The 22,039-nt window shown below is 64.8% G+C and carries 20 protein-coding genes; 11 read left to right on the top strand and 9 right to left on the bottom strand.

What is annotated here, in order from left to right; translation table 11 throughout:
- The first annotated feature begins 185 nt into the window (after positions 1 to 185).
- Complete coding sequence (gene rpmE / locus AB7245_RS05875; RefSeq protein ID WP_007599895.1) at positions 186 to 413, top strand: 50S ribosomal protein L31; 228 nt, start codon at positions 186 to 188, stop codon at positions 411 to 413.
- 179 nt (positions 414 to 592) lie between these two features.
- On the opposite strand, the gene rcdA is transcribed toward rpmE, so the two are convergent.
- Both rcdA and AB7245_RS05865 read right to left on the bottom strand, forming a co-directional pair.
- The gene (gene rcdA, locus AB7245_RS05870) at positions 593 to 1,102 is read right to left on the bottom strand and encodes a protease adaptor protein RcdA (RefSeq protein ID WP_028148425.1); all 510 of its coding nucleotides are present in this window, start codon (positions 1,100 to 1,102) and stop codon (positions 593 to 595) included.
- A 626-nt stretch (positions 1,103 to 1,728) separates the two neighbouring features.
- On the bottom strand, positions 1,729 to 1,920 hold the full coding sequence (locus tag AB7245_RS05865) for a DUF1192 domain-containing protein (protein WP_085401848.1): 192 nt from the start codon (positions 1,918 to 1,920) through the stop codon (positions 1,729 to 1,731).
- A 275-nt stretch (positions 1,921 to 2,195) separates the two neighbouring features.
- Here AB7245_RS05865 and metG point away from each other — a divergent pair, with 275 nt between their 5' ends.
- The 3 genes from metG (at position 2,196) to AB7245_RS05850 (ending at position 7,972) form a co-directional block, all read left to right on the top strand.
- Complete coding sequence (gene metG / locus AB7245_RS05860; protein WP_085401849.1) at positions 2,196 to 3,875, top strand: methionine--tRNA ligase; 1,680 nt, start codon at positions 2,196 to 2,198, stop codon at positions 3,873 to 3,875.
- A gap of 67 nt (positions 3,876 to 3,942) precedes the next feature.
- Positions 3,943 to 4,941, top strand: coding sequence for an NAD(P)H-quinone oxidoreductase (locus AB7245_RS05855; RefSeq protein ID WP_085401850.1), 999 nt, complete (start codon positions 3,943 to 3,945; stop codon positions 4,939 to 4,941).
- Between the two features lie 154 nt (positions 4,942 to 5,095).
- Entirely contained in the window at positions 5,096 to 7,972 is a 2,877-nt protein-coding gene (locus AB7245_RS05850) for an EAL domain-containing protein (protein ID WP_085401851.1), read from the top strand.
- Here AB7245_RS05850 and AB7245_RS05845 read toward each other — a convergent pair.
- The 3 genes from AB7245_RS05845 to AB7245_RS05835 form a co-directional block, all read right to left on the bottom strand.
- The gene (locus AB7245_RS05845; protein WP_439033926.1) at positions 7,969 to 8,133 is read right to left on the bottom strand and encodes a hypothetical protein; all 165 of its coding nucleotides are present in this window, start codon (positions 8,131 to 8,133) and stop codon (positions 7,969 to 7,971) included. The genes AB7245_RS05850 and AB7245_RS05845 overlap by 4 nt on opposite strands.
- Positions 8,134 to 8,522: 389 nt before the next feature.
- The gene (locus AB7245_RS05840) at positions 8,523 to 8,771 is read right to left on the bottom strand and encodes a hypothetical protein (RefSeq protein WP_144030762.1); all 249 of its coding nucleotides are present in this window, start codon (positions 8,769 to 8,771) and stop codon (positions 8,523 to 8,525) included.
- An 11-nt stretch (positions 8,772 to 8,782) separates the two neighbouring features.
- Positions 8,783 to 9,040, bottom strand: coding sequence for a DUF7662 domain-containing protein (locus AB7245_RS05835; RefSeq protein WP_028148420.1), 258 nt, complete (start codon positions 9,038 to 9,040; stop codon positions 8,783 to 8,785).
- 137 nt (positions 9,041 to 9,177) lie between these two features.
- Here AB7245_RS05835 and AB7245_RS05830 point away from each other — a divergent pair, with 137 nt between their 5' ends.
- Positions 9,178 to 10,674, top strand: a complete 1,497-nt coding sequence (locus AB7245_RS05830; protein WP_085401853.1) for a sensor domain-containing diguanylate cyclase — start codon at positions 9,178 to 9,180, stop codon at positions 10,672 to 10,674.
- A 106-nt stretch (positions 10,675 to 10,780) separates the two neighbouring features.
- Here AB7245_RS05830 and galU read toward each other — a convergent pair whose 3' ends face one another.
- Positions 10,781 to 11,656, bottom strand: a complete 876-nt coding sequence (gene galU / locus AB7245_RS05825) for a UTP--glucose-1-phosphate uridylyltransferase GalU (RefSeq protein WP_014498169.1) — start codon at positions 11,654 to 11,656, stop codon at positions 10,781 to 10,783.
- A gap of 254 nt (positions 11,657 to 11,910) precedes the next feature.
- On the opposite strand from galU, the gene AB7245_RS05820 reads away from it, so the two are divergent.
- The gene (locus AB7245_RS05820) at positions 11,911 to 13,242 is read left to right on the top strand and encodes a lytic murein transglycosylase (protein WP_245344109.1); all 1,332 of its coding nucleotides are present in this window, start codon (positions 11,911 to 11,913) and stop codon (positions 13,240 to 13,242) included.
- Positions 13,243 to 13,400: 158 nt separating this feature from the next.
- The gene (locus AB7245_RS05815) at positions 13,401 to 15,080 is read left to right on the top strand and encodes an SGNH/GDSL hydrolase family protein (protein WP_085401854.1); all 1,680 of its coding nucleotides are present in this window, start codon (positions 13,401 to 13,403) and stop codon (positions 15,078 to 15,080) included.
- A gap of 188 nt (positions 15,081 to 15,268) precedes the next feature.
- Here AB7245_RS05815 and AB7245_RS05810 read toward each other — a convergent pair whose 3' ends face one another.
- A complete protein-coding gene (locus AB7245_RS05810; protein ID WP_063981006.1) occupies positions 15,269 to 15,643 on the bottom strand; it encodes a CsbD family protein in 375 nt (124 codons plus the stop codon).
- 73 nt (positions 15,644 to 15,716) lie between these two features.
- Positions 15,717 to 16,454, bottom strand: a complete 738-nt coding sequence (locus AB7245_RS05805; RefSeq protein ID WP_085401898.1) for an SDR family NAD(P)-dependent oxidoreductase — start codon at positions 16,452 to 16,454, stop codon at positions 15,717 to 15,719.
- 99 nt (positions 16,455 to 16,553) lie between these two features.
- Between AB7245_RS05805 and AB7245_RS05800 the strand changes: the two genes are divergently transcribed.
- Together AB7245_RS05800 and AB7245_RS05795 are read left to right on the top strand one after the other, a co-directional pair.
- Entirely contained in the window at positions 16,554 to 17,333 is a 780-nt protein-coding gene (locus AB7245_RS05800) for an SDR family NAD(P)-dependent oxidoreductase (protein WP_085401855.1), read from the top strand.
- Between the two features lie 113 nt (positions 17,334 to 17,446).
- The gene (locus tag AB7245_RS05795) at positions 17,447 to 18,334 is read left to right on the top strand and encodes a TauD/TfdA dioxygenase family protein (protein ID WP_085401856.1); all 888 of its coding nucleotides are present in this window, start codon (positions 17,447 to 17,449) and stop codon (positions 18,332 to 18,334) included.
- Positions 18,335 to 18,571: 237 nt separating this feature from the next.
- On the opposite strand, the gene AB7245_RS05790 is transcribed toward AB7245_RS05795, so the two are convergent.
- Positions 18,572 to 19,216 carry a YqgE/AlgH family protein gene (locus AB7245_RS05790; protein ID WP_063981003.1) on the bottom strand — a complete coding sequence of 215 codons (645 nt, stop codon included), beginning with the start codon at positions 19,214 to 19,216 and terminating at the stop codon, positions 18,572 to 18,574.
- A gap of 142 nt (positions 19,217 to 19,358) precedes the next feature.
- Here AB7245_RS05790 and AB7245_RS05785 point away from each other — a divergent pair, with 142 nt between their 5' ends.
- Both AB7245_RS05785 and AB7245_RS05780 read left to right on the top strand, forming a co-directional pair.
- On the top strand, positions 19,359 to 20,198 hold the full coding sequence (locus tag AB7245_RS05785; protein WP_085401857.1) for a protein-disulfide reductase DsbD domain-containing protein: 840 nt from the start codon (positions 19,359 to 19,361) through the stop codon (positions 20,196 to 20,198).
- 325 nt (positions 20,199 to 20,523) lie between these two features.
- Positions 20,524 to 21,891 carry a flippase gene (locus AB7245_RS05780; RefSeq protein ID WP_439033925.1) on the top strand — a complete coding sequence of 456 codons (1,368 nt, stop codon included), beginning with the start codon at positions 20,524 to 20,526 and terminating at the stop codon, positions 21,889 to 21,891.
- Positions 21,892 to 22,039: the final 148 nt, after the last annotated feature.

Raw genomic sequence — 22,039 nt, 5'->3', positions numbered from 1 at the left:
GAGACATATTACCTCCACATAGGCCGCTGCGGGGGGAGTGGCAAATCCGGGATGTCCCTTAGGGGACGGCCCGGTTCTCCTTTGCCCACAATGGCTTGTTTTAAAGGGGCCTGTGGGGTATAGACCCCGCCAAATCCGTCATTCGATAGCCACTCAAGACAGGCGCCGGGCGCCGAGGAATTGCCATGAAAGCCGAAATTCATCCGAATTATCATACGATTAAGGTCGTGATGACCGACGGAACCGAGTACCTGACCCGCTCCACCTGGGGCAAGGAAGGCGACACGCTGAACCTCGACATCGACCCGAAGTCGCACCCGGCCTGGACCGGCGGCAACGCCCAGCTGATGGATCGCGGCGGCCGTGTCTCGCGCTTCCAGAAGAAGTTTTCGGGCTTTCTCAAAAAGGATTGATCCCGCCCGCAAGGCTGGACACGAAAAACGCCCCCGGTCAGACCGGGGGCGTTTTTGTTTTGCCGTCATTCCGGGGCGCGACGAAGTCGCGAGAATCCATACTCCCGATCGTGGTTATGGATTCCGGGCCCGCGCCAAGAGGCGCGTCCCGGAATGACGACCGTGATTGTTGATAGACCTTACCGCTCGAACGCGGCCTTCAGCGCGTTGAGCTGCGGCACCAGCGGGTTGCCGATCGCCACGTATTCGACCGGCGGGGTGTGGATGGTGGTGTCGAGGCGGCGCACGCGGGTCTGAAGGCTCATCGAGCGATGGATCAGATCCTGCAGCTGCGAGGGCAGCTTCTCGACGGTATCGGACGGGCCGGGATCGGCGGCGCTGAGCTTGACCTTGGTCTTCTCGCGATTGGCCTGGCTCAGCGTCATCTCGCCTTCCTTCACCGCGCGGTGCAGCAGCAGCCATGAGGCAAGCTGCATCAGGCGGGTGGTCAGGCGCATGCTCTCGGTCGCATAGGTGAGGCTGACGGCGCGATCGAGCGCCTTGGCCTCGGTGCGGCCGGCGCCATCGAGATAGGCGGCCGTCTCTTCCACCAGGTCCATGCCCTCACGGAACAGGACGCCGAACGCCGCAGAATTGGTGAACCGCTCGCTGAGTTGAACGAGAGCACCTTCGGCTTGCAAACGTTCCATGGTTAACGCCCCTTACGCAACTGTCTGACTGTCCGGCTTTGGCGCCGGCTTATGATGAACAAATCATTGCGCGAGCCGGACGCGGAGTCCAGCGACAAGCGCGGATATGGTTTCCGCGCGTCTTTCCTCGGAATTCAACCGGAACGGGACCCAAAAAGGCAAAAAAAGAGCCGCCGGAGACCGGCGGCTTTGAAAGTTGATAACAGGGAGGCGTCAAACAGAGTGGACAGGAGCCACTCGGTGTCCAAACGAGGACAGCTCCAGTCATAAACCCGAAAGCTTAATTGGAAGTAAACGAGCTAATTTTTTGAGAGTTCGTTAGCCATGTCGGTCACTGGCCGAGGGGGCGGCGGAACAAACTCGGCACTCGTCATTCCGGGGCGCCACGAAGTCGCGAGCTTTGATGCGCAATTGCGCATCTGAGAATCCATAGCCACAGGCGGATGCGGTGGCCCGGCTCAGCCTGCCCGTTTCAACTGCCCGTGATTATGGATTCCGGGCTCGGCGCTGCACGCCGCCCCGGAATGACGACGCGAGATAGTTTTGCGCGAAGCATGGGTCCCGTCTCTGCGGAGCAGCGCTACGCGCTGCACCGCGTCCGGGACACGAGAGGTGAGCGCTGGGCCCTACTTCTTGAAAAAACTATCCGCCGCATTGCGCGAGGCTCGCTTCTTGGTGGCGGCTTCCTCGAGCCTTGCGATCTCGGTGTTGAGCAGCGCCACGCGCTCGGTCAGTTCTTCCACTGACAGGAGTGAGAGATCCTGTCCGATTTCATGGCTGACCTTCTTGCGCGGCTTGTCGTCGTCCTCGATGGCCATGTGTCCTCCCGGGCAGTCCTGTCCTGAACGACGCCGATCTGGCGCTTTCCGAGCCGAAATGGTATCGCTTCTGCACAAGGAGAATTTGCAGTGACTTTCGCGAGCGCGCAACACCTGACGCGAATGCCCCGGCCCGACCGCAAGGAGGTTGACCGGACGGGATAAGCGCGCGTCCACGCGCGTGAGGCATGAGCCGACCCCAAGCCCTTCCGATCATGCGGGAGGGCTTTTGATTTTTCGTCGGTCGGCATCACCAAACGCGAAAGACCGCAGTCATGACCAAAATTCTCATCACCAGCGCCCTTCCCTACGTGAACGGCGTCAAGCATCTCGGCAATCTCATAGGCTCGCTCCTCCCTGCCGATGTCCATGCCCGCTTCAGGCGGCAGATCGGCGACGACGTGCTCTTCATCTGCGCCACCGACGAGCACGGCACGCCGGCCGAGCTCGGCGCCGTTCGCGCCGGACAGGATGTCCGCACTTTCTGCGACGCGCAGCACGCAATCCAGGCCGACATCTACCGCCGGTTCGGCCTCTCCTTCGACCATTTCGGGCGAACCAGCTCGCCACAGAACAGCGCTCTGACGCAGCACTTCTATCGCAGGCTCGACGATGCCGGATTGATCGAGGAACGTAAGTTGCCGCAGGTCTGGTCACCCACGGACGGCCGCTTCCTGCCGGACCGCTACGTGCTCGGCACCTGCCCGCATTGCGGCGACCCGTCCGCGCGCGGTGATCAATGTGACCAGTGTGGCGCGCTGCTCGATCCGCCCGAACTGATCGACCCGCGGTCTGCGCTGTCGGGCGACCGGGCGCTGGAGGTCCGAGAAAGCCGCCATCTGTTCCTGCGCCAGTCGCAACTTGTCGGAGCGTTGAGCGCGTGGATCGATAGCCGCTCCGGCTGGCCCTCCTTCGTGGTATCGACCGCGAAAGGCTGGCTGACAGCCGATCTGCGCGATCGCTGCATCACGCGCGATCTGGCCTGGGGCATCCCGGTTCCGCGACAGGGATTCGCCGACAAGGTCTTCTATGTCTGGTTCGACGCGCCGATCGGTTACATCGCCGCCACCCAGGAATGGGCCGCCGCCGCGCCGAGCCGCGACTGGCGAAAATGGTGGTGGCAGGCCGATGACGTCCGCTACGTCCAGTTCCTCGGCAAGGACAACATCCCATTCCACACCGTGAGCTTCCCGGCGACGCTGATCGGCTCGAACGAGCCGTGGAAGAGCGTGGACGTGATCAAGGGATTCCACTGGCTCAATTACGAGGGCGGCAAGTTCTCGACCAGCCGCAATCGGGGCATCTTTACCGACCAGGCCCTGGAGGAATTGCCCGCCGATCTCTGGCGCTGGTGGCTGGTCGCCAACGCGCCCGAGAGCGCCGACACCGATTTCAACGTTGCCAGGTTCGTCGCCGACGTGAACAAGGATCTCGCCGACATCTTCGGCAACCTCGTCAATCGCATTGTCAGCTTTGCCCATCGGGCCTTCGACGGCCGGATTCCGGAAGGCGGCGCTCCTGACGAGGCCGAGCACCTGCTCGCACGGGAACTGGAGCAGCGTATCGCGACGCTGCGACGCCACCACGAGGCGCTCGAGTTTCGTGCCGCGGCCGCCGCAACGCGTGCGATCTGGGATGTGGCGAACGCTTACCTGCAGCATGCCGCGCCGTGGACGGCCATCAAGTCCGATCGGCTTCGCGCGGCGATCGTGACGCGAACAGCCCTCAATCTGGTCCGCACCTGCGCCGTGCTGGCGTGGAGTATCGTGCCCAGCCTGTCGGAAAATGTGCTGCACGCCTTCGGTGGCGAAGATGCCGCGCCACGCTGGCCCCGTGGCCCAATTGCGGACCTGCTCGACGGCGGCGCCGGCACAGCGATCGCGCCGATCGGTCCACTGGTCGAAAAAATCTCTCCCGAAAGAGCAAGCCATCTGGCGGCGCGGTTCGGGCCTTAATGTCGTTTCACTTCGGCGGAAAAAGGCGATATGCCATTCGCCGAATTCATTCATCCAAGGACACATCATGGACAAGCTGCCCGCGCAAATGACCGTGGTCGCCATCTCCAAGCCCGGCGGACCGGAGGTGCTGGTGCCGGAACAACGTGCCGTTCCGCAGCCCGGTCCCGACGAGATCCTGGTCAAGGTGCAGGCCGCGGGCGTCAACCGGCCCGACGTGGCGCAGCGCTCCGGCGCCTATCCGCCGCCGCCCGGCGCCAGCGACCTGCCGGGGCTCGAGATCGCCGGCGAAGTGGTGGCGGTCGGCAGCAACGCCAAACGGCACAAGATCGGCGACAAGGTGATGTCGCTGGTCGCCGGCGGCGGTTATGCGCAGTACTGCATCGCGCAGGACGCCCAGGCGATGAGCGTGCCGCCGGCGCTGTCGATCAAGGAAGCCGGCGCGCTGCCGGAAACCCTGATGACGGTCTGGCACAACCTGTTCGAGCGCGGCGGCCTGAAGGCCGGCGAGACGCTGCTGATCCATGGCGGCTCCTCCGGCATCGGCACCATGGCGATCCAGCTTGCGAAAGCCTTTGGCGCGAAAGTGTTCGTCACCGTGGGATCGCAGGACAAGATCGATGCCTGCCTCAAGTTAGGTGCCGACCGCGCCATCAACTACAAGACCGAGGACTTCGTCGCCGTGGTCAAGGCGGAGACCAATAATACCGGCGCCAACCTGATCCTCGACATGGTGGCCGGCGAGTATGTCGACCGCAACTATGATGCCGCGGCGGTCGACGGCCGCATCGTGCAGATCGCAACCCTCAACGGCCCCAAGGTCAGCGTCAACATCGCCAAGGTGATGGTGAAGCGCCTGACCCATACCGGCTCGACCCTGCGCCCCCGTAGTAATGCGGACAAGGCGGCCATGGTGGCCGCAATCGAGGCGAAAGTGATGCCGCTGTTGCGCGAAGGCCGCGTCAAGCCGCTGATGGACAGCAGTTTCCCGCTGGAAAAGGCATCCGATGCGCACCGGCGCATGGAGACCTCGGCACATATTGGCAAAATTGTGTTGGAGGTCTAGGCCAACGGCCCATCAGGCAAGGCGGAAACCCTTTGATTTTCCTCGCTTTCGTGGCATCTATCGCGACGCGCCGAACCATCTTGCTCCGTTCGGAAAACGCCTTGCACTGACCATCTTGCACTGAAGAGTTTGCGTCGAACGCGGAGAACCGACCTTGCGTCTGATCAGGTGCCTCGCGCCCATAGCGCTGGGCCTCATGATTCTCGTCGCCGCATCCCAGGCGCGCGCGCTGGATGCCGTCAGCGTCCGCGGCGACGCGCCCGCGATCGACCTCACCGGCGTGCTCGAGCATCAGCGCAGTGACGCCGATCGCATCCAGGTCTCCACCGCACCCGGCACCGACGGCATCGTCCGCCGCATCGAGGTGCGCGCCCGCGAGGGCGGCCAGAACTGGGTGGTGTTCGCGCTCGCCAACAACACCGACGACCAGCTCGACCGCCTGATCGTCGCCCCGCATTACCGCATCGTCTCGTCGGGCCTGCTGTGGCCCGACCTCGGGCTGTCGCGCATCGCGACCATCACGCCCTCGATCGGCGACCGCCCGGAGCGCCAGGAGAGCGCGACGGCCGACGTGTTCCGCATCACGCTCGATCCCGGCGCCGTCGTCACCTTTGTCGCGGAACTGCGCACCGACAAGCTGCCGCAGCTCTATCTGTGGGAGCCCGAGTCCTACAAGGACAAGGTCAATTCCTTCACGCTCTACCAGGGCATCGTGATCGGCATCTCCGGGCTTTTGGCGCTCGTGCTCACCATTCTGTTCGTGGTGAAGGGCAGCATCATGTTCCCGGCCGCCGCGGCGCTGGCCTGGGCGGTGCTGGTCTATATCGGCGTCGATTTCGGCTTCTGGGGCAAGGTGCTCGATATGTCGAACAACGCCGAGCGCATCTGGCGCGCGGCGGGTGAAGCGATATTGGCGGCGACGCTGCTGGTGTTCCTGTTCGCCTATCTCAACCTCAGTCGATGGCACGTGCGCTATTCGCACATTACGGTGCTCTGGCTTGCCTTCCTGGGTTCGCTGGTGGCGCTGGCCTTGTTCGACCCGGCGGTGGCTTCCGGCATCGCCCGCATGTCGCTGGTGCTGATCGCCTTCGCTGGCTTCGCGCTGATCGTCTACCTCTCCACACATGGCTTCGACCGCGCGGTGCTCTTGATCCCGACCTGGTTCCTGCTGGTGGTCTGGGTGGTCGCGGCCGGCATGACGGTCGCGGGCTCCGTCACCAACGACATCGTCGGCCCGGCTCTGCTCGGCGGCCTCGTGCTGATCGTGATGCTGATCGGCTTCACGGTGATGCAGCACGCCTTTGCCGGCGGCAGCGCCAGCACCGGCGTCGTCTCCGACATCGAGCGGCGGGCGCTGGCGCTGGCCGGCTCCGGCGATCTGATCTGGGACTGGGACGTCTCCGCCGACAAGGTGTTCACCAGCCCGGAGACCGAAGCCCTGCTCGGCCTCAAGCGCGGCACGCTGGAAGGCCCGGCCGCCTCATGGCTTGAGGTGCTGCATCCGCTCGACCAGGACCGGTTCCGCGCCGCGCTCGACAGCGTGCTCGACCAGCGCCGCGGCCGCCTGGTGCAGGATTTCCGGCTGCGCACGCCGGACGGTCATTTCATGTGGTTCGCGCTGAAGGCGCGCCCGGTGGTCGGCTCGGACGGCGAGGTCTCGCGCGTGGTCGGCACGCTGACCGACGTCACCGAGCTGCGCAACGCCGAGGAGCGCCTGCTGCACGATTCCGTGCATGACAACCTCACCGGCCTGCCCAACCGCAAACTGTTCATGGACCGGCTGGGTGCGGTCGCGCATTTCGCCAAGACCATGCCGACGCTGCGGCCGACGCTGATGGTGATCGACCTCGACCGCTTCAAGCAGGTCAACGATTCCGTCGGCATCGCGGTCGGCGACTCGATCCTGCTGACGCTGGCCCGCCGCCTCACCCGCATCCTGAAGCCGCAGGACACGCTGGCGCGGCTCGCCGGCGACCAGTTCGGCCTGATCCTGCTCTCGGAGCAGGACCCTGCCCGCATCACCGCCTTCGCCGAAACCATCCGCAAGACCATCCGCGCCCCGATCGCCTTCAACGACCGCGAGATTTTTCTCACCGCCTCGATCGGGCTGGCGCTGTCCGATCCGCAGACACAATTGACGGACGAGATCATCAAGGACGCCGAGCTTGCGATGTATCATTCCAAGCGCATCGGCGGCGACCGCATCGACGTCTACAAGCCGGCGATGCGCGCGCGAAAGACCGACCGCCTGACGCTGGAGAGCGAGCTGCGCCGCGCCATCGAGCGGCAGGAGCTCACGATCCTGTACCAGCCGATCGTGCGGCTGGAGGATCGTTCGATCGCCGGCTTCGAGGCGCTGGTGCGCTGGGATCATCCGAAGCTCGGACGCATGGCGCCGTCGGAATTCATCAGCATCGCGGAAGAGACCGGCCTGATCGTCGACCTCGGCATGTTCGTGCTCGACCAGACCGCAAAGCAGCTTTCGGTGTGGCAACGCGCGATGCGCTCGCGCGAGCCGATCTTCGCCTCCGTCAACGTCTCCTCGCGGCAGCTCTTGCGCCACGACCTGATCCACGACATCCGCACCGTGCTGTCGCGCTCCTCTGTGGCGCGCGGCACGCTGAAGCTGGAATTGACGGAATCGCTGGTGATGGAGAACCCGGAGCACGCAGCCCAGATGCTGACGCGCATCCGCGAGCTCGGCACCGGGCTGTCGCTCGACGATTTCGGCACCGGCCATTCCTCGCTCGCCTATCTCCAGCGCTTCCCGTTCGACACCATCAAGATCGACCAGTCGTTCGTGCGCACCACCAACCGCGGCACCCGTCCGGTGATCCTGAAGTCGATCATCGCGCTCGCGCATGACCTCGGCATGGACGTGGTCGCGGAAGGCGCCGAGACAGACTCCGACGCGGTCGAGCTCTACCAGATGGGCTGCGAATACGCGCAGGGCTTCGCCTTCGGCGAGCCGATGGACGCGGACGCGGCGATGCGTCTGCTCACGGAAGTGCGGCTGGAAGCGGCGAGTTAGCGCTTATCTTCTTCCGCTCTCCTCCCGGAAAGGGTCGCTCGCAAAGCGAGCGTGGGGTGCCGCACCGGCGCGCTCATGCCGGGCTTGATCCAGATCAATGGGTCCTGCTCGACCACCATGAAAGATGGCACGCAGCATTCGATCCAGAACGGCTTCGTCATCGAGGTCACTGGGCTCGCAGCTGTCGTTCTCAGAATGAGCAGACCACGCGTCTTTCTCAGGAGTCACGGATGACTCGGCACCTTTTCTACGCGATGACCCTCATCGGCACCGGAGTGTTCCTCGCCTCATCGGCCGAAGCAGTGACAGCCGCACGATGCGAGGATCGAGGCGCAAATTGCCTCGGCACATGTGCCGACTACACCGGCGGGGCCGGTGACGTTCGAGGGCGCCAGAACACATGCGTGCGCGTCTGCGACCGGCAGACAACCAGATGCCTGATACGAGCCCATGACGAACGCTGGCCCCATAATCGCCAATGAAGGCCGTGGTTCTACACTTGGGCTAACGCCCCCCGTCTCGCGCTTGCGGCGCACCGCGTCCAGCTGACCTACCCTGGCTTGCGTCGTAGCCCCGCGACCAAACAAAATCCCACCACCAGCGAGATCGCGGCAAGACCGCCCCAGACCATTCCCGCCTGTTCGAGATAAACATCCTGCGTTACCGGGTCGTAGCAGCGGCCGAGCTCGTTGAAGCAGTCGCGCCAGCGCCAGTAGCGGGCCTCGAAGGCGAGCGCGAACAGCACGCCTGTTGCAATCAGGGCTGCGCCAACAATCCCCCTTAGCCAGCGCAAAATCATGCAGCGTCAGCTCACCTGCGCTGCTTCTTCTTGGTGAAGCGCACGCTCTGGCCGTCCGGCATCCGCGTCGCGACGAACCCCGCGGCGAGGCAGGCTTCGCGCTGGGGCATCTGGATGTCGGGGCTGCGGAGGCTGTCCCACCATGAGGCGCGATTCGCCGCCCGCGGCAGGGCCGAGCCGATGATCTCCTCGATCTGCTCGAAACTCAGCACGAATTCCGTTTGCTTCTGCCGCATCAGGTAATCCCGCAGCGCGTCGTAATCGTTCACAATCGTCCTCTCGTCCCAGCTCCGCTGCCCAAAAGCGATGCCCGCGGAAACCAATTCTTAACTCATTGTGGCAGCGCCGTCCCGGCTTAAACACTACGCAAGATTTCGGGCGCATCCACTAGTGTTGGGAGCACTCGATGCAGTCTGGATGGCGCGACGTCACGACCCGCCGGCCGTGGCGGATTTCGGCGAAGCTGCTGATCATATCGTCCGTCGTGACGGTGATCGGCTTTTCCGCCATTTGCGTCAACGTCATGCTGGACATGCGCCGCGGCGAGGAGGCCCTCGCGCGCCAGACGCTGGACAATCTGGCCACCTCCATCGAAGCAGATATCAGCCGCAACATCGAGATCTACGATCTCTCCCTGAAGGCGGTCGCCAGCAACATGCTGCTGCCGGAGATCAACGCGGTCTCGAAGCCGATCCGTCACCTGATCCTGTTCGATCACGCCACCACGGCGCGGCACTTCGGCGCCATCCAGGTGTTCGATGCCGAGGGCAGGCTGACCATCGACGCCTCCACGCTCGATCCCCTGCCGGAGAACCGGAGCGAGGAGGACTACTTCAGGGTTCATCGCGACGATCCCGACGCCGGCCTCTTCATCAGCCGTCCGATGCTGTTCCGCGGCGCCTATTCCATCGTGCTGAGCCGGCGCATCAGCGATACCGACGGCGGCTTCTTGGGGGTCGTCACCGGCTCGATCCGTTTCAGCTATTTCCACGAATTGTTCGAGCGCCTGAACCTCGATCCCGACGATACCATCACCGTGCTGACGCGCGATCGCACCATCATGATGCGGCGGCCGTTCGATCTCGACGTCATCGGCAAGAATCTGGGGACGCGGCAGAGCTGGAAGGCCGACAATCTCAAGGCCGGCGGGTCCTATGCGGGCCAGGGCCCGGTGGACGCGACGCCGCGCCTCTATGTCCGCAGCACCGGCCCGGGTCCGCTGTTCGTGGTGGCAGGCAAGCCGCTCGCCGCCGTGTTCGAGCTCTGGCAGAAGGAAGCCTACCGCATCGGCGCGGTAGTCCTGGCGCTCATCCTGTTCATGCTGGCCTCGACGCTGGTGCTCGCCCGCGAGATCGGCCGGCGTGCCGAAGCCGAGCGCAAGCTCGAGGAGATGGCGACGACGGATGCGCTCACCGGCCTGAAGAACCGCCGCAAGTTCGATCAGGTCATCGACGTCGAATGGCGCCGCGCGATGCGCCAGAAGACGCCGGTCGCGCTGCTGATGATCGATGCCGATCACTTCAAGGCCTACAACGACACGTTCGGCCATCAGGCCGGCGACCAGGTGCTGGTCGGCATCGCCATCTGCATTTCCGATTCGGTGCGGCGGTCCGGCGACTGCGCCGCGCGCTATGGCGGCGAGGAATTCGCGGTGCTACTGCCGAACACTTCGGCCGCCGAGGCCTTCAATGTCGCCGAGACGATCCGCGGCAAGGTGCAGGGTTGGTCCGACGACCAGGCGATGTCGACGGTCTCCTGCGGGATTGCGGGCCTGGTCCCTACCACCGGCCTGGACTGGCCGGTCCTGGTCGCCGCCGCCGACAAGGCGCTCTATGCGGCGAAAGCCGGCGGCCGCAACCAGTCCGTGGTCGCGAGCCTTCCGAAGCTATCGCTGGTGGCGTGAGGGGCCCCCTCCGTCATTGCGAGCGAAGCGAAGCAATCCAGACTGTCTCCGCGGAGGCAGCCTGGATTGCTTCGTCGCTTCGCTCCTCGCAATGACGAGTGGAGCGCTACTGCCCCAGATACTTCTTCATCTCCGCGATGAGCCCATCGCGCAGTTCCGGCCGCTTCAGGCCGTAGGCGATGTTGGCGCGGAGGAAGCCGGGCTTGGAGCCGCAATCATGGCGCTCGCCCTCGAACTCGACGCCGTAGAATTTCTGCGACTTGGCGAGGCCGATCATGGCGTCGGTGAGCTGGATCTCGCCGCCGGCGCCGCGCTCCTGGGTCTCCAGGATCTTGAAGATCTCCGGCTGAAGGATGTAGCGGCCGGTGATGGAGAGGTTGGAGGGCGCGGTGCCCTTGGCCGGCTTCTCGACCATGCCGTCGACCTCGAACATCTTGCCGGTGCGCTTGCCGACGCCGCAGATGCCGTATTGATGGGTAAGATGGTCGGGCACCGCCTCGACCGCGATGACGTTGGATTTTTCGCCGAGCGTTGAAGCCGTCTCGATCATCTGCTTCAGGCAGCCGGTCGTGTTGAGCACGAGCTCATCGGGCAGCACGACCGCGAACGGCTCGTTGCCGACGATGTCGCGCGCGCACCAGACCGCGTGGCCGAGACCGAGCGGCGCCTGCTGGCGGGTGAAGCTGACGGCGCCGGCCTCCGGCTGGTTCTGCGCCAGGATGTCCTGCTCGGCCTTCTTGCCGCGCGCGGCGAGCGTCGCGTCGAGCTCGAACATCTTGTCGAAATGATCTTCGATGACGTTTTTGTTGCGGCCGGTGACGAAGATGAAGTGCTCGATGCCGGCTTCCCTCGCCTCGTCATAGACGTACTGGATCAGCGGCTTGTCGACGATGGTCAGCATTTCCTTCGGCATCGCCTTGGTGGCGGGCAGGACGCGGGTGCCGAGGCCGGCGACGGGGAATACGGCTTTGCGAATTTTCATGGGACAGATCGAATACCTGAGGACGTGAAGGGAGCAATGGTATCTTGCTAGCTTGTTTGCAGCCGCTAACAAAGGCGGATGTGGGGCCTCGCGCTCACAGAGTTGAGAAAAAGGCCGACACCAAAATTTCACCTTTGTTAAGCTATTGGCAACCGGTACCGGGCCTCCTGAAGGCGGATTTTCGGCCGGACAGGTAGGGTATGATGCAATCAGTGGCAGGGCTGGCAAAACGTGCTGGATTTGTGACCGGCGCAATGATGCTTGCGGCCGCTGTGCTGCTGCCTGTCAGCGCGCGCGCCCAGGCGCAGAACGGCTTGTCGAACCTGTTCGGCGGTATTTTCTCCGGCTCGAATCCAGCGCCCTCTCAGCCGGCGCCCGGCCCCGGCGGCGCCTTGCCATGGACCGGCGAGGACGGCGCCTCCGGCCACCCGTTGATGACGGCCGCCGCGATCCGCGAAGCGGCCTCCAACTTCAACAATTGCGTGGCGGGGATGTGGCCCGATGCCGCACGGCGCAACATCACGCAGGAGAATTTCCAGCGCTTCACGGCCGGGCTGTCGCCCGACCTGCGCATCATGGATCTGATGGATTCGCAGCCGGAGTTCACCAAGTCGATCTGGGACTATCTCGACATCCTCGTGAACGACAACCGCCTCGCCACGGGCCGCGAGGTCCTCGCCAAATACAAGGCGCAGTTCGACGCCACCGAAAAGGCTACCGGCGTCGACCGCTACATCATCGCCTCGATCTGGGGCATCGAGTCCAATTACTCGACGCAGATGGGCGACCGCAGCGTGCTGCAATCGACCGCGACGCTCGCCTGCATCGGCCGCCGCCAGGCCTATTTCAAGGACGAGTTTCTCTCCGCGCTGGAGATCCTCAACCGCGGCGATCTCAGGCCTGAGCAAATGCGCGGCTCCTGGGCCGGCGCCTTCGGCCCGACCCAGTTCATGCCGACTGCGTTCAAGCGCTTTGCCGTGGATGGCGATGGCGACGGACGGCGCGACGTCGTCGACAATCCCACCGATCTGATCGCCTCGACCGCCAACAATCTGAAGAAGGACGGCTGGCAGGCCGGCCAGACCTGGGGCTACGAGGTCGTGGTGCCCCAGGGCTTCAACTACATGCTGGCCGATCGCGCCAAGGCGATGACGATCCCGCAGTGGGAGAAGCTCGGGCTCAAGCGCCCGGCCAACCACCCCTTCCCGCATCCGGCCGAGAAAGCCTATCTGCTGGCGCCCGCCGGGGCGCAGGGCCCGGGCTTCCTGATGCTGCAGAATTACCGCGTCATCATGAAGTACAACCCGGCCGAGGCTTATGCGCTGGCGATCGGCCATTTCGCCGACCGCCTGCGCGGCGGCCAGCCCTTCGTGCAGCCCTGGCCGCGGCAGGAGCGCGAGCTGTCCCGCACTGAACGGCTGGAACTCCAGCAGCTCTTGGCCCAGCGCGGCTTCTACAAGGGCACCCCGGACGGCCAGTTCGGCGGCCAGACCCGGGAGGCGCTGCGCAATTTCCAAGCCTCGATCGGGGTCCCCGCCGACGGATTTGCCTCCTCGGACGTGCTGGATCGCCTCCGCGGGCGGTAAAACCGCCCCGAAAGTAACCCTGAACAGGGAAATTGCCCGATCGCCTTGACGGGGACGGCGGTTCCCCGGTGTATGGCAGAAGAATCTGCCCGTTTGGCGCCTGATTCCGCTATTATATCGAGCCTGTCCCAATCCCCATTGCGCGTGCCTGAGATCGCATGTCGAAGAAGTCCCTGTTCAAGGCGCTGACCGAGACCGGCCCGCTGATCGCGCTGGGGACGGCGCTTGCGATCCTGGTCTCCGTTGCGGGACCCGCCTCGGCGCAGTTCTTCAACTTCCCCGGCTTCGGCGGCCCGCCGCAGCGGCAGGCCCCGCCACCGCGAAACGGTGGAGGCGGCGGCTGGTTCGGTGGCGACTTCTTCGCGCCATTCCAGCAGCAGCAGCAGCAGGCGCCGCGCCAGGATTTTTCGCGCGCGCCGGCACCAGCCAAGCGCGACACCACGCCCGACAAGAACGTGCTGGTGATCGGCGACGCCATGGCCGACTGGCTCGCCTACGGCCTCGAAGACGCCTACACCGAGCAGCCCGACATGGGCGTGATCCGCAAGCACAAGACCACGTCCGGCCTGATCAAGTACCAGCCGAAGGGTGAGCCCGCAGACTGGGCGGCGGCAGCGAAGGGCATCCTCGAGACCGAGAAGCCTGATGTGATCGTCGTCATGCTCGGCCTCAACGACCGCATCTCGATCCGCGAGGCCGCGCCCGACAAGGCGACGGACAAGGACAAGAAGAACGACAAGGGCGCGCGCGCCAAGCCACCGGCCAAGCCGGGCGATGCTAAACCCGACACGGCCGCCAAGCCGGACGACAAGCCCGCCGACGCCGACCTGCCGCAGGACGATGCCGACAACGCCGACACGCCGGCGGTCGCAGCGCCGGAGAAGACCGCGCGCAACCCGAACGGCCTCTACGAATTCCGCGACGAGCGCTGGGTCGAACTCTACAGCAAGAAGATCGAGGAGCTGGCCAACGTTCTCAAGTCCAAGGGCGTTCCGGTGCTCTGGGTCGGCCTGCCCGCGATCCGCGGCCCCAAGGGCACCGCGGACATGCTGTTCCTGGATTCGCTCTACCGCGAAGGCGCGGCCAAGGCCGGCATCACCTATGTCGATGTCTGGGACGGCTTTGTCGACGAAGCCGGCCGCTTCCTCCAGAAGGGCCCGGACTTCGAGGGCCAGATCCGCCAGCTCCGCAGCTATGACGGCGTCTATTTCACGAAACCCGGCGCACGCAAGCTCGCCCACTATGTCGAGCGCGAGATCACGCGCCTGCTCGCCGGACGCTCCGGCCCGATTGCGCTGCCGAGCGAGCCTGCGACCCCCGACACCAGCGCCGAGCCCGGCAAGCCCGCGCCGCGGCCGCTGGCGGGACCGATCGTGCCGCTGGTTGCGGCCTCGATCTCGGCCGATCAATTGCTGGGCGGACCGGGTTCGCGTCCCGCTGCCGTCGATGCGCTCGCCGCGAAGACGATGGTGAAGGGTGAGCCGCTGGCCGCGCCCGCCGGCCGTGCCGATGATTATGCCTGGCCGCGCCGCGAAGTCGGCCGCGAGCAGGCCAAGGGCGATACGCCGATGGCTGCGACGACGCCGGATGGTGCTGCTGCTGCTCCCGGTACGCCAAGCGCTGCCGCCGCGATCGCGCCGCCCAGACTCGCGCCGAAGAAGCCGCCGGTGCAGCAGCCGCAGCAGCCGGCCCAGGCAACGCCGGCATTCCGCGATTTCTTCGGCTTCGGCTCTCCGCAGCCACCGCCGCGTCAATTCGCACCAGCGCCGCGTAATCCCAATCCCGCGATCCCGCGCCCGCCTGGTAACGTCGGGCGATCGGCGGAGATGTTCCGGTAGTTTTTCTGAATTGAGATCTCGTGTCCCGGACGCGCTGCAGCGTGTAACGCTGCTGCGCAGAGCCGGGACCCAGCACTGCGACATTCACAAAGAATGGGCCCCGGCTCAGCAAAGCGGCGTTGCCGGACGATGCCTACGCATCGCCTAGTCCGCATTGCGTCCGGGGCACGAGAGACGGGGGCTTTGGCTCAGCCGTAATAGCGCCAGCGCGGCGGCGGGCGACGGGCGGGACGCGACATCAGAAGCGCGAGTGCGAAGCCGATCCCGCCGGCGATCAGCAGCGCACCGAGCGGATTGTCCTGCACCTTCTTGGCAATCGCCTGCGAACCGTCGCGCAAGGTCTCGGCCGGCTTGTCGTAGGCATCCTTGGCGTAGCCGGCCGCAGTCTCGCCGGCGTCGCGCACGGCGTCCTTGGCCTGGCCGTAGAGATTCTGCACGGTGCCGGCGGCTTCCCGCGCCTTGCCTGACGCCTGCGTCTGCGCATCGCCAGCGAGATCACCGACGGCGCCTTCTGCGCGCCCAGCGAATTCCTTGGCCGATCCGACGATCCGATCCTTGTCCATGTTGCTCCTCCTCGGGGGTCAACCCAAGTAACCGATCAGGAGCAGCGCAGTTCCAATCGCCTCGCGCAATCGCCTAAAGAATAAGCCCCCCATCGACGACCAATGTCTGTCCGATGATGTAGGACGACAGCGGCGAGGCGAGGAACAGCGCCGCGCCCGCCATGTCAGCCGGCGTGCCCAATCGCCGCAGCGGAATGCGTGACAGCGCGCCTTCGAGCCGCTTGGGATTGTCGGTGGTCACCTTCGTCATCTTGGTGTCGACGAGGCCGGGCGCGATACCGTTGACGCGGATGCCATCCTCGGCCCAGGCCTCGCCCAGCGTCCGCGTCAATCCGACTGCGCCGGTCTTCGAGGCGTTGTAGGCGGGATTGCCCATGGTGGAATGATAGGCTGCGGTCGAGGACACCATGATCAGCGCGCCCTTGCTATCGCGCAGCATGGAGTGAAAGCGCGTCGCGCAGGCCATCAGGCTCATCAGATTGACCTCGACGACCTTGCGGAAGCCGGCCATCTCGAACTCGCCGCGGCGATAGAGCACCGCGCCCTGCGCGAGCACGAGCACATCGAGACGGTCGAAGGACGGCTTGAACGCTTCCACCGCGCCGGCGTTGCCGACGTCGAGCTGCGCATAGGAAAGACCCGTGAGATCGGAGCCTTCTTGCGCCGAATATTCCGCGGGATGAGCACGCGTGCCGCAGACTGCAACTTGCGCGCCCCTGGTGCGAAAGGCTTGCGCGATGCCGTTGCCGATACCGCTGGAACCGCCGACCACCAGCACCTGCTTGCCTGAGAAATCGAGCTCGTTCGCCATCGCGGCCTCCCCTTTTGTTTTGCTTGTTTGACCTGTCTGCGGATCGATGCCAGCCTTGTCCCATCTCATAACAAGAAACAAGAGACGCGAGGAAACGGCATGTCCGAATTCAAGGAGCTCAGCCGGTCGGTGAAGGGCCTGACCGTTCTCGTCACGGGTGCGGCGAGCGGCATGGGGCGCGCCACCGCGCGCGTGTTCGCCGCTGAAGGCGCGAACGTCGCCGTTACCGACTTTGACGAGCAGGGCGCGCTGTCCGTTGCCAAGGAGATTGCCGCGAACGCCGGATCCGCGAAGGCGTGGAAGCTCGATGTCGCCGATGGCGGCGAGATCAAGCGCGTGGTTGGCGATGTCGCGGCGCATTTCGGCGGGCTCGACATCGTCGTCAACAATGCCGGCATCTCCGTGCGCGTCGCGATCGACGACGAGGCTTACGAAGACGCCTGGGCCAAGGGCATCGCCGTGATGCTGACGGCGCATCCGCGCATCATCCGCGCCGCGCTGCCGCACCTGCGCAAGTCGAAGAGCCCGCGCATCGTCAACATCGCCTCGACCGAGGCGCTCGGCGCCACCGCATTGCACAGCCCCTATTCGGCGGCGAAGGGCGGCGTGGCGAGCCTCACGCGCTCGCTCGCCGTCGAGCTCGGCCGCGAAGGCATCACCGTCAACTGCATCTGCCCGGGCCCGATCCGCACCGCCATCACCGACCGGATCTCCGAAGAGCACAAGACCATCTACGCCAAGCGCCGCACTGCACTCGGCCGTTACGGCGACCCCGAGGAGGTCGCGCATACGACGCTGAGCCTGTGCCTGCCGGCTGCGTCTTTCCTCACCGGCGCGGTGATCCCTGTCGACGGCGGCCTGATGGCGCGCAACGCGTGAGAGCCATGACGCTTAAGAGATATGCACGCCGAGCGTTGACAAGTCCGGTCGCGGGAGTAGCTTTTTCACCGGCAGAGCGGGACCAACCGCTCGCGGCTCGCGGGAGAAACACCATGACGATCGCCATCCAGCAGCTTCAGAAACATTTTGCCGGCGAGGTTTCCGGCCTCGATCTGCGAAAGCCTCTCACCGAGGCCGAGGCGCGCGAGGTCGAGGCAGCCATGGACAAATATGCGGTGCTGGTCTTCCACGACCAGGACATCACCGACGAGCAGCAGATGGCCTTCGCGCTGAATTTCGGCCAGCGCGAGGACGCGCGCGGCGGCACTGTGACCAAGGAAAAGGACTACCGGCTCCAATCGGGCCTCAACGACGTCTCCAATCTCGGCAAGGATGGCAAGCCGCTGGCGAAGGACAGCCGCGCGCATCTGTTCAATCTCGGCAACTGCCTGTGGCATTCCGACAGCTCGTTTCGCCCGATCCCCGCAAAATTCTCGCTGCTGTCGGCGCGGGTGGTGAACCCGAAGGGCGGCAATACCGAGTTCGCCGACATGCGCGCGGCCTATGACGCGCTCGATGACGACACCAAGGCCGAGATCGAGGATCTGGTCTGCGAGCACTCGCTGATGTATTCGCGCGGATCGCTCGGCTTCACCGAGTACACCGACGACGAAAAGCAGATGTTCAAGCCGGTGCTGCAACGCCTGGTGCGCACCCATCCGGTGCATCGCCGCAAGTCGCTGTACCTCTCATCGCATGCCGGCAAGATCGTCAGCATGAGCGTCCCCGAAGGCCGGCTGCTGCTGCGCGATCTGAACGAGCATGCGACGAACGCAGAGTTCGTCTATGTCCACAAATGGAAGCTGCATGATCTCGTGATGTGGGACAACCGCCAGACCATGCATCGCGTCCGCCGCTACGACCAGTCCCAGCCCCGCGACATGCGCCGCGCGACGGTGGCGGGGACAGAGCCGACGGTACAGCAGCAGGCGGCGGAATAGGCGGCATTGGAGTAGCCACAAATTCCGCCGTCGTCCCGGACAAGCGTAGCAAAGCGAAGCGCAGATCCGGGACCTATAACCACAGGCCGTGGTTTGGCGAAGACTAGTGGTGACCAGCCCGCTTCAACAACGACTTCCTGGGATTATGGGTCCCGGATCTGCGCTCCGTTCTGGACAACGCTACGCGTTGCCAGAAGCTCCGCTTGTCCGGGACGACAGCGGAGGTTGGCGCAACAGCTACGCGTGTCCCGCATCGTTCGAGAGCATGCCGGGATCGATGCCGATCTTGCGCAGCGCGCGGCCGTACTTCTCGTCGACATCGTCGCCGAAGATCAAATCCGAATCCGCATCGCAGTGCAGCCAGCCATTGCTCTGGATTTCGGTCTCGAGCTGGCCCGGCGCCCAGCCGGCATAACCAAGCGCGAGGATGGCGTGCTTCGGGCCGGAGCCGTTGGCGATCGCCCGCAGGATATCGACGGTCGCGGTGAGGCAGACGCCGTCGTCGATCCGGAGCGTCGCGTTCTCGATGTAGAAATCGCTGGAATGCAGCACGAAGCCGCGGCCGGTATCGACCGGCCCGCCACGCAGCACCTTCATGCTTTCGGCGTTCTCCGGCAGCTTGATGTGCTCGCCCTTCTTGATGATGCCGAGCTGCTGCAACAGCTCGGGGAAGTCGATGCTGCCGGCGGGATGATTGACGATGATGCCCATCGCGCCCTCGGCGGAATGCGCACAGAGATAGATCACCGAGCGCTCGAAGCGCTCATCGCCCATCACGGGCATCGCGATCAGGAGCTGGCCGTCGAGATAGCCGGCCGAGCTGGGAAGCGCGGGGGCCGCGCTGCGGGTGCTTTCGCCCGTCCTTTTGCCTGTGGGAGCCATCGGTGAAGCACTCCGGTTTCGATTCCTATCCTGATGTCGGGCCGGGCTGCTGTCAAATCAAGGCTTGCATAGACTTGATTCAGGTGCATCCATCACAAGCAATTCAATGGTTTGCCCAGGGGCGACCCTGTAAAGACGTGCCATGCTGACAAGAGTTCCCCTGCATGCGGCGTTTGGCGTCGCAACAACCCTGCTTGCGTCGTCGATGACGCTTGCTGCCCGCGCCGACGACGCTTCGCCCTGGCAGCGCGACGGCCATTCCGCAGTGCGATTGCTGGCGGGATCGCGCAGCGGCGCCGTCCTGCTCGGCGGTATCGCCTTCCAGCTCCAGCAGGGATGGAAGACCTACTGGCGCATCCCCGGCGATTCCGGCGTTCCGCCGCGGTTCGATTTCTCCAAATCGGACAATGTCGAAGCGGTGACGGTGATGTGGCCGGCGCCGCTGAAATTCGATGACGGCGCGGGCGGGCATTCGATCGGCTATCACGGCCAGATCGTGCTGCCTCTGCGCATCGTGCCCAAGGCGCCCGACAAGCCGGTGACGCTGCGTGCCGAGATCAACTACGCCGTGTGCGAGAAGCTCTGCGTTCCCGTCGAGGCCAATGTCGAGCTCGGCTTCAACAACGTCGCCTCGACCGAGGACGCCAATCTGCGTGCCGCGCTCGACACCGTGCCGAAGCCTGCCACGATCGGTGATCCCAATCCGCTGACCATCCGCGACGTCAAACGTGACGGTCCCAAGAATGTCGTGGTCGACGTGGTCGTGCCCGATAGCCGCGGCGTCAATTTGTTCGTGGAAGGGCCGACGCTCGATTGGGCGTTGCCGATTCCGGCGCCGGTCGAGCGCAGCCCACCCGGTGTGCAGCGATTTTCATTCGAGCTCGACGGACTGCCGCCGGGCGCCAAGCCCGACGGGGCGGCGCTGAAGTTCACGCTCGTCGCGCCTGAGAAATCGTACGAGTTCAATACGAATTTGGAGTGAGCCGGAGCTGAGTTGCGCTGCCAGCGCCCCATATTCAGCTGTCGTCCCGGGGCGCGCGCAGCGCGAGCCCGGGACCCATAACCACAGGGAGTGGTTTGGCGAAGACTCGGAGTTACCAGCCAGCGCAACGATTTCTCGCTGGGGTTATGGGTCCCCGCCTCCCGTGCGCAATTGCGCACTAGGCGGGGACGACGCCGGTGGCTGGAGCGGCAGCATGCCTCACCCAACCCAATCTTAACGAATGGTTGCTAATCCCCAAGGGCTACCGCATCGGGCCTGCCGCAGCATGCGGGACGCCTGATACGGACGCCCTGGGGATCTCGAATTGGCCGTGATGGATGCAGAACCCGCTACGACCGGACCTGCCGGCCTCATCGCGCGGCTGCGCGCGAAGCTGACGGGCGGGTCGAACGAAGCGTCGCTGACGCGGCGGTTGGCCGGCACCATCTTCATCATCCGGGTGATCAGCGCGGGCCTCGCCTATTTCTCGCAAGTTCTGCTCGCGCGCTGGATGGGGACGTCCGACTACGGCATCTATGTCTACGTCTGGACCTGGGTGCTGCTGCTCGGCAGCATGATGGACTTCGGCATCTCGGCCTCCGCGCAAAAGATCATTCCCGAGCATCGCACCAGCGGCGAGCATGCGCTGCTGCGCGGCTTTCTCTCCGGCAGCCGCTGGCTGACCTTTGCCGCGTCCACGCTGGTGTCGCTGGGGCTCGCCGGTATCGTCAAGCTGCTCTCCCCCTGGATCGATCCGGCCGAGGTGCTGCCGCTCTATATCGGCTGCATGACGCTGCCCGCCTTCGTCGTCGCCAACACCCAGGACGGCATCGCGCGCTCGCATGACTGGATGCAGCTTGGCCTGATGCCGCAATTCATCATCCGCCAGGCGCTGATCATCGGCATCACGGCCGCTGCCTTCCTGCTCGGCTATCACCTCGGCGCAGTCGCCGCGATGGTCGCGAGCGCCGGCGCGGTGTGGATCGCGATGACCGGGCAGATGGTGGTGCTGAACCGCAAGCTCGCCGATCACATCGAGCCGGGCCCCAAGACCTACGACATCGGTGGCTGGCTCGCCGTCTCGCTGCCGATCCTGCTGGTCGAGAGCTTTTACCTGCTGCTGTCCTATACCGACGTGCTGGTGCTTCAGCAGTTCCGCCCATCGGACGAGGTCGGTGTCTATTTCGCGGTGGTGAAGACGCTCGCCCTGGTCTCGTTCATCCACTACGCGATGTCGGCGACCACAGCGCATCGCTTCGCCGAGTACAACGCGCTCGGCGACAAGGCGCGCCTGTCGGCCTATGTCGCGCATGCCATCAACTGGACGTTCTGGCCGTCGCTGGCAGCGACCATCGTGCTGCTTGCGCTCGGCAAGCCGCTGCTCTGGCTGTTCGGCCCGCAATTCACGGTCGGCTACGACATCATGTTCGTCGCCGCGATCGGCCTCGTGGTGCGCGCCGCGATCGGACCGGTCGAGCGCCTGCTCAACATGCTCGGCCAGCAGAAGATCTGCGCGCTGGCCTACGCGCTGGCCTTCGTGATGAACCTCGTGCTCTGCATCGCGCTGGTGCCGCGCTTCGGTGGCCACGGCGCCGCGGCCGCGACCTCGATCTCGCTGACATTCGAGACGGTGCTGCTGTTCTGGATCGTGCGCCAGCGGCTCGGCCTGCACGTGCTGGCGTTTGGCAAATAGGCGCTGCCACCCGGTTGCCGGCCTGGAGAATGGCTGTTTCGCGCCTTGCGCGGCGGCGACTGAAACCCCCTACCCGCCAGCCGTCCGTAGCAAGATTTTTCTTATTCAATCGAAGCGATTGCGCTTCAGGGAAATTTTATTCTACGTC

It is taken from the genome of Bradyrhizobium sp. 604_D8_N2_3 (genome assembly GCF_051810765.1).
Classification (GTDB): Bacteria; Pseudomonadota; Alphaproteobacteria; order Rhizobiales; family Xanthobacteraceae; genus Bradyrhizobium; species Bradyrhizobium barranii.
This window is presented reverse-complemented; position numbering and strand designations above follow the sequence as displayed.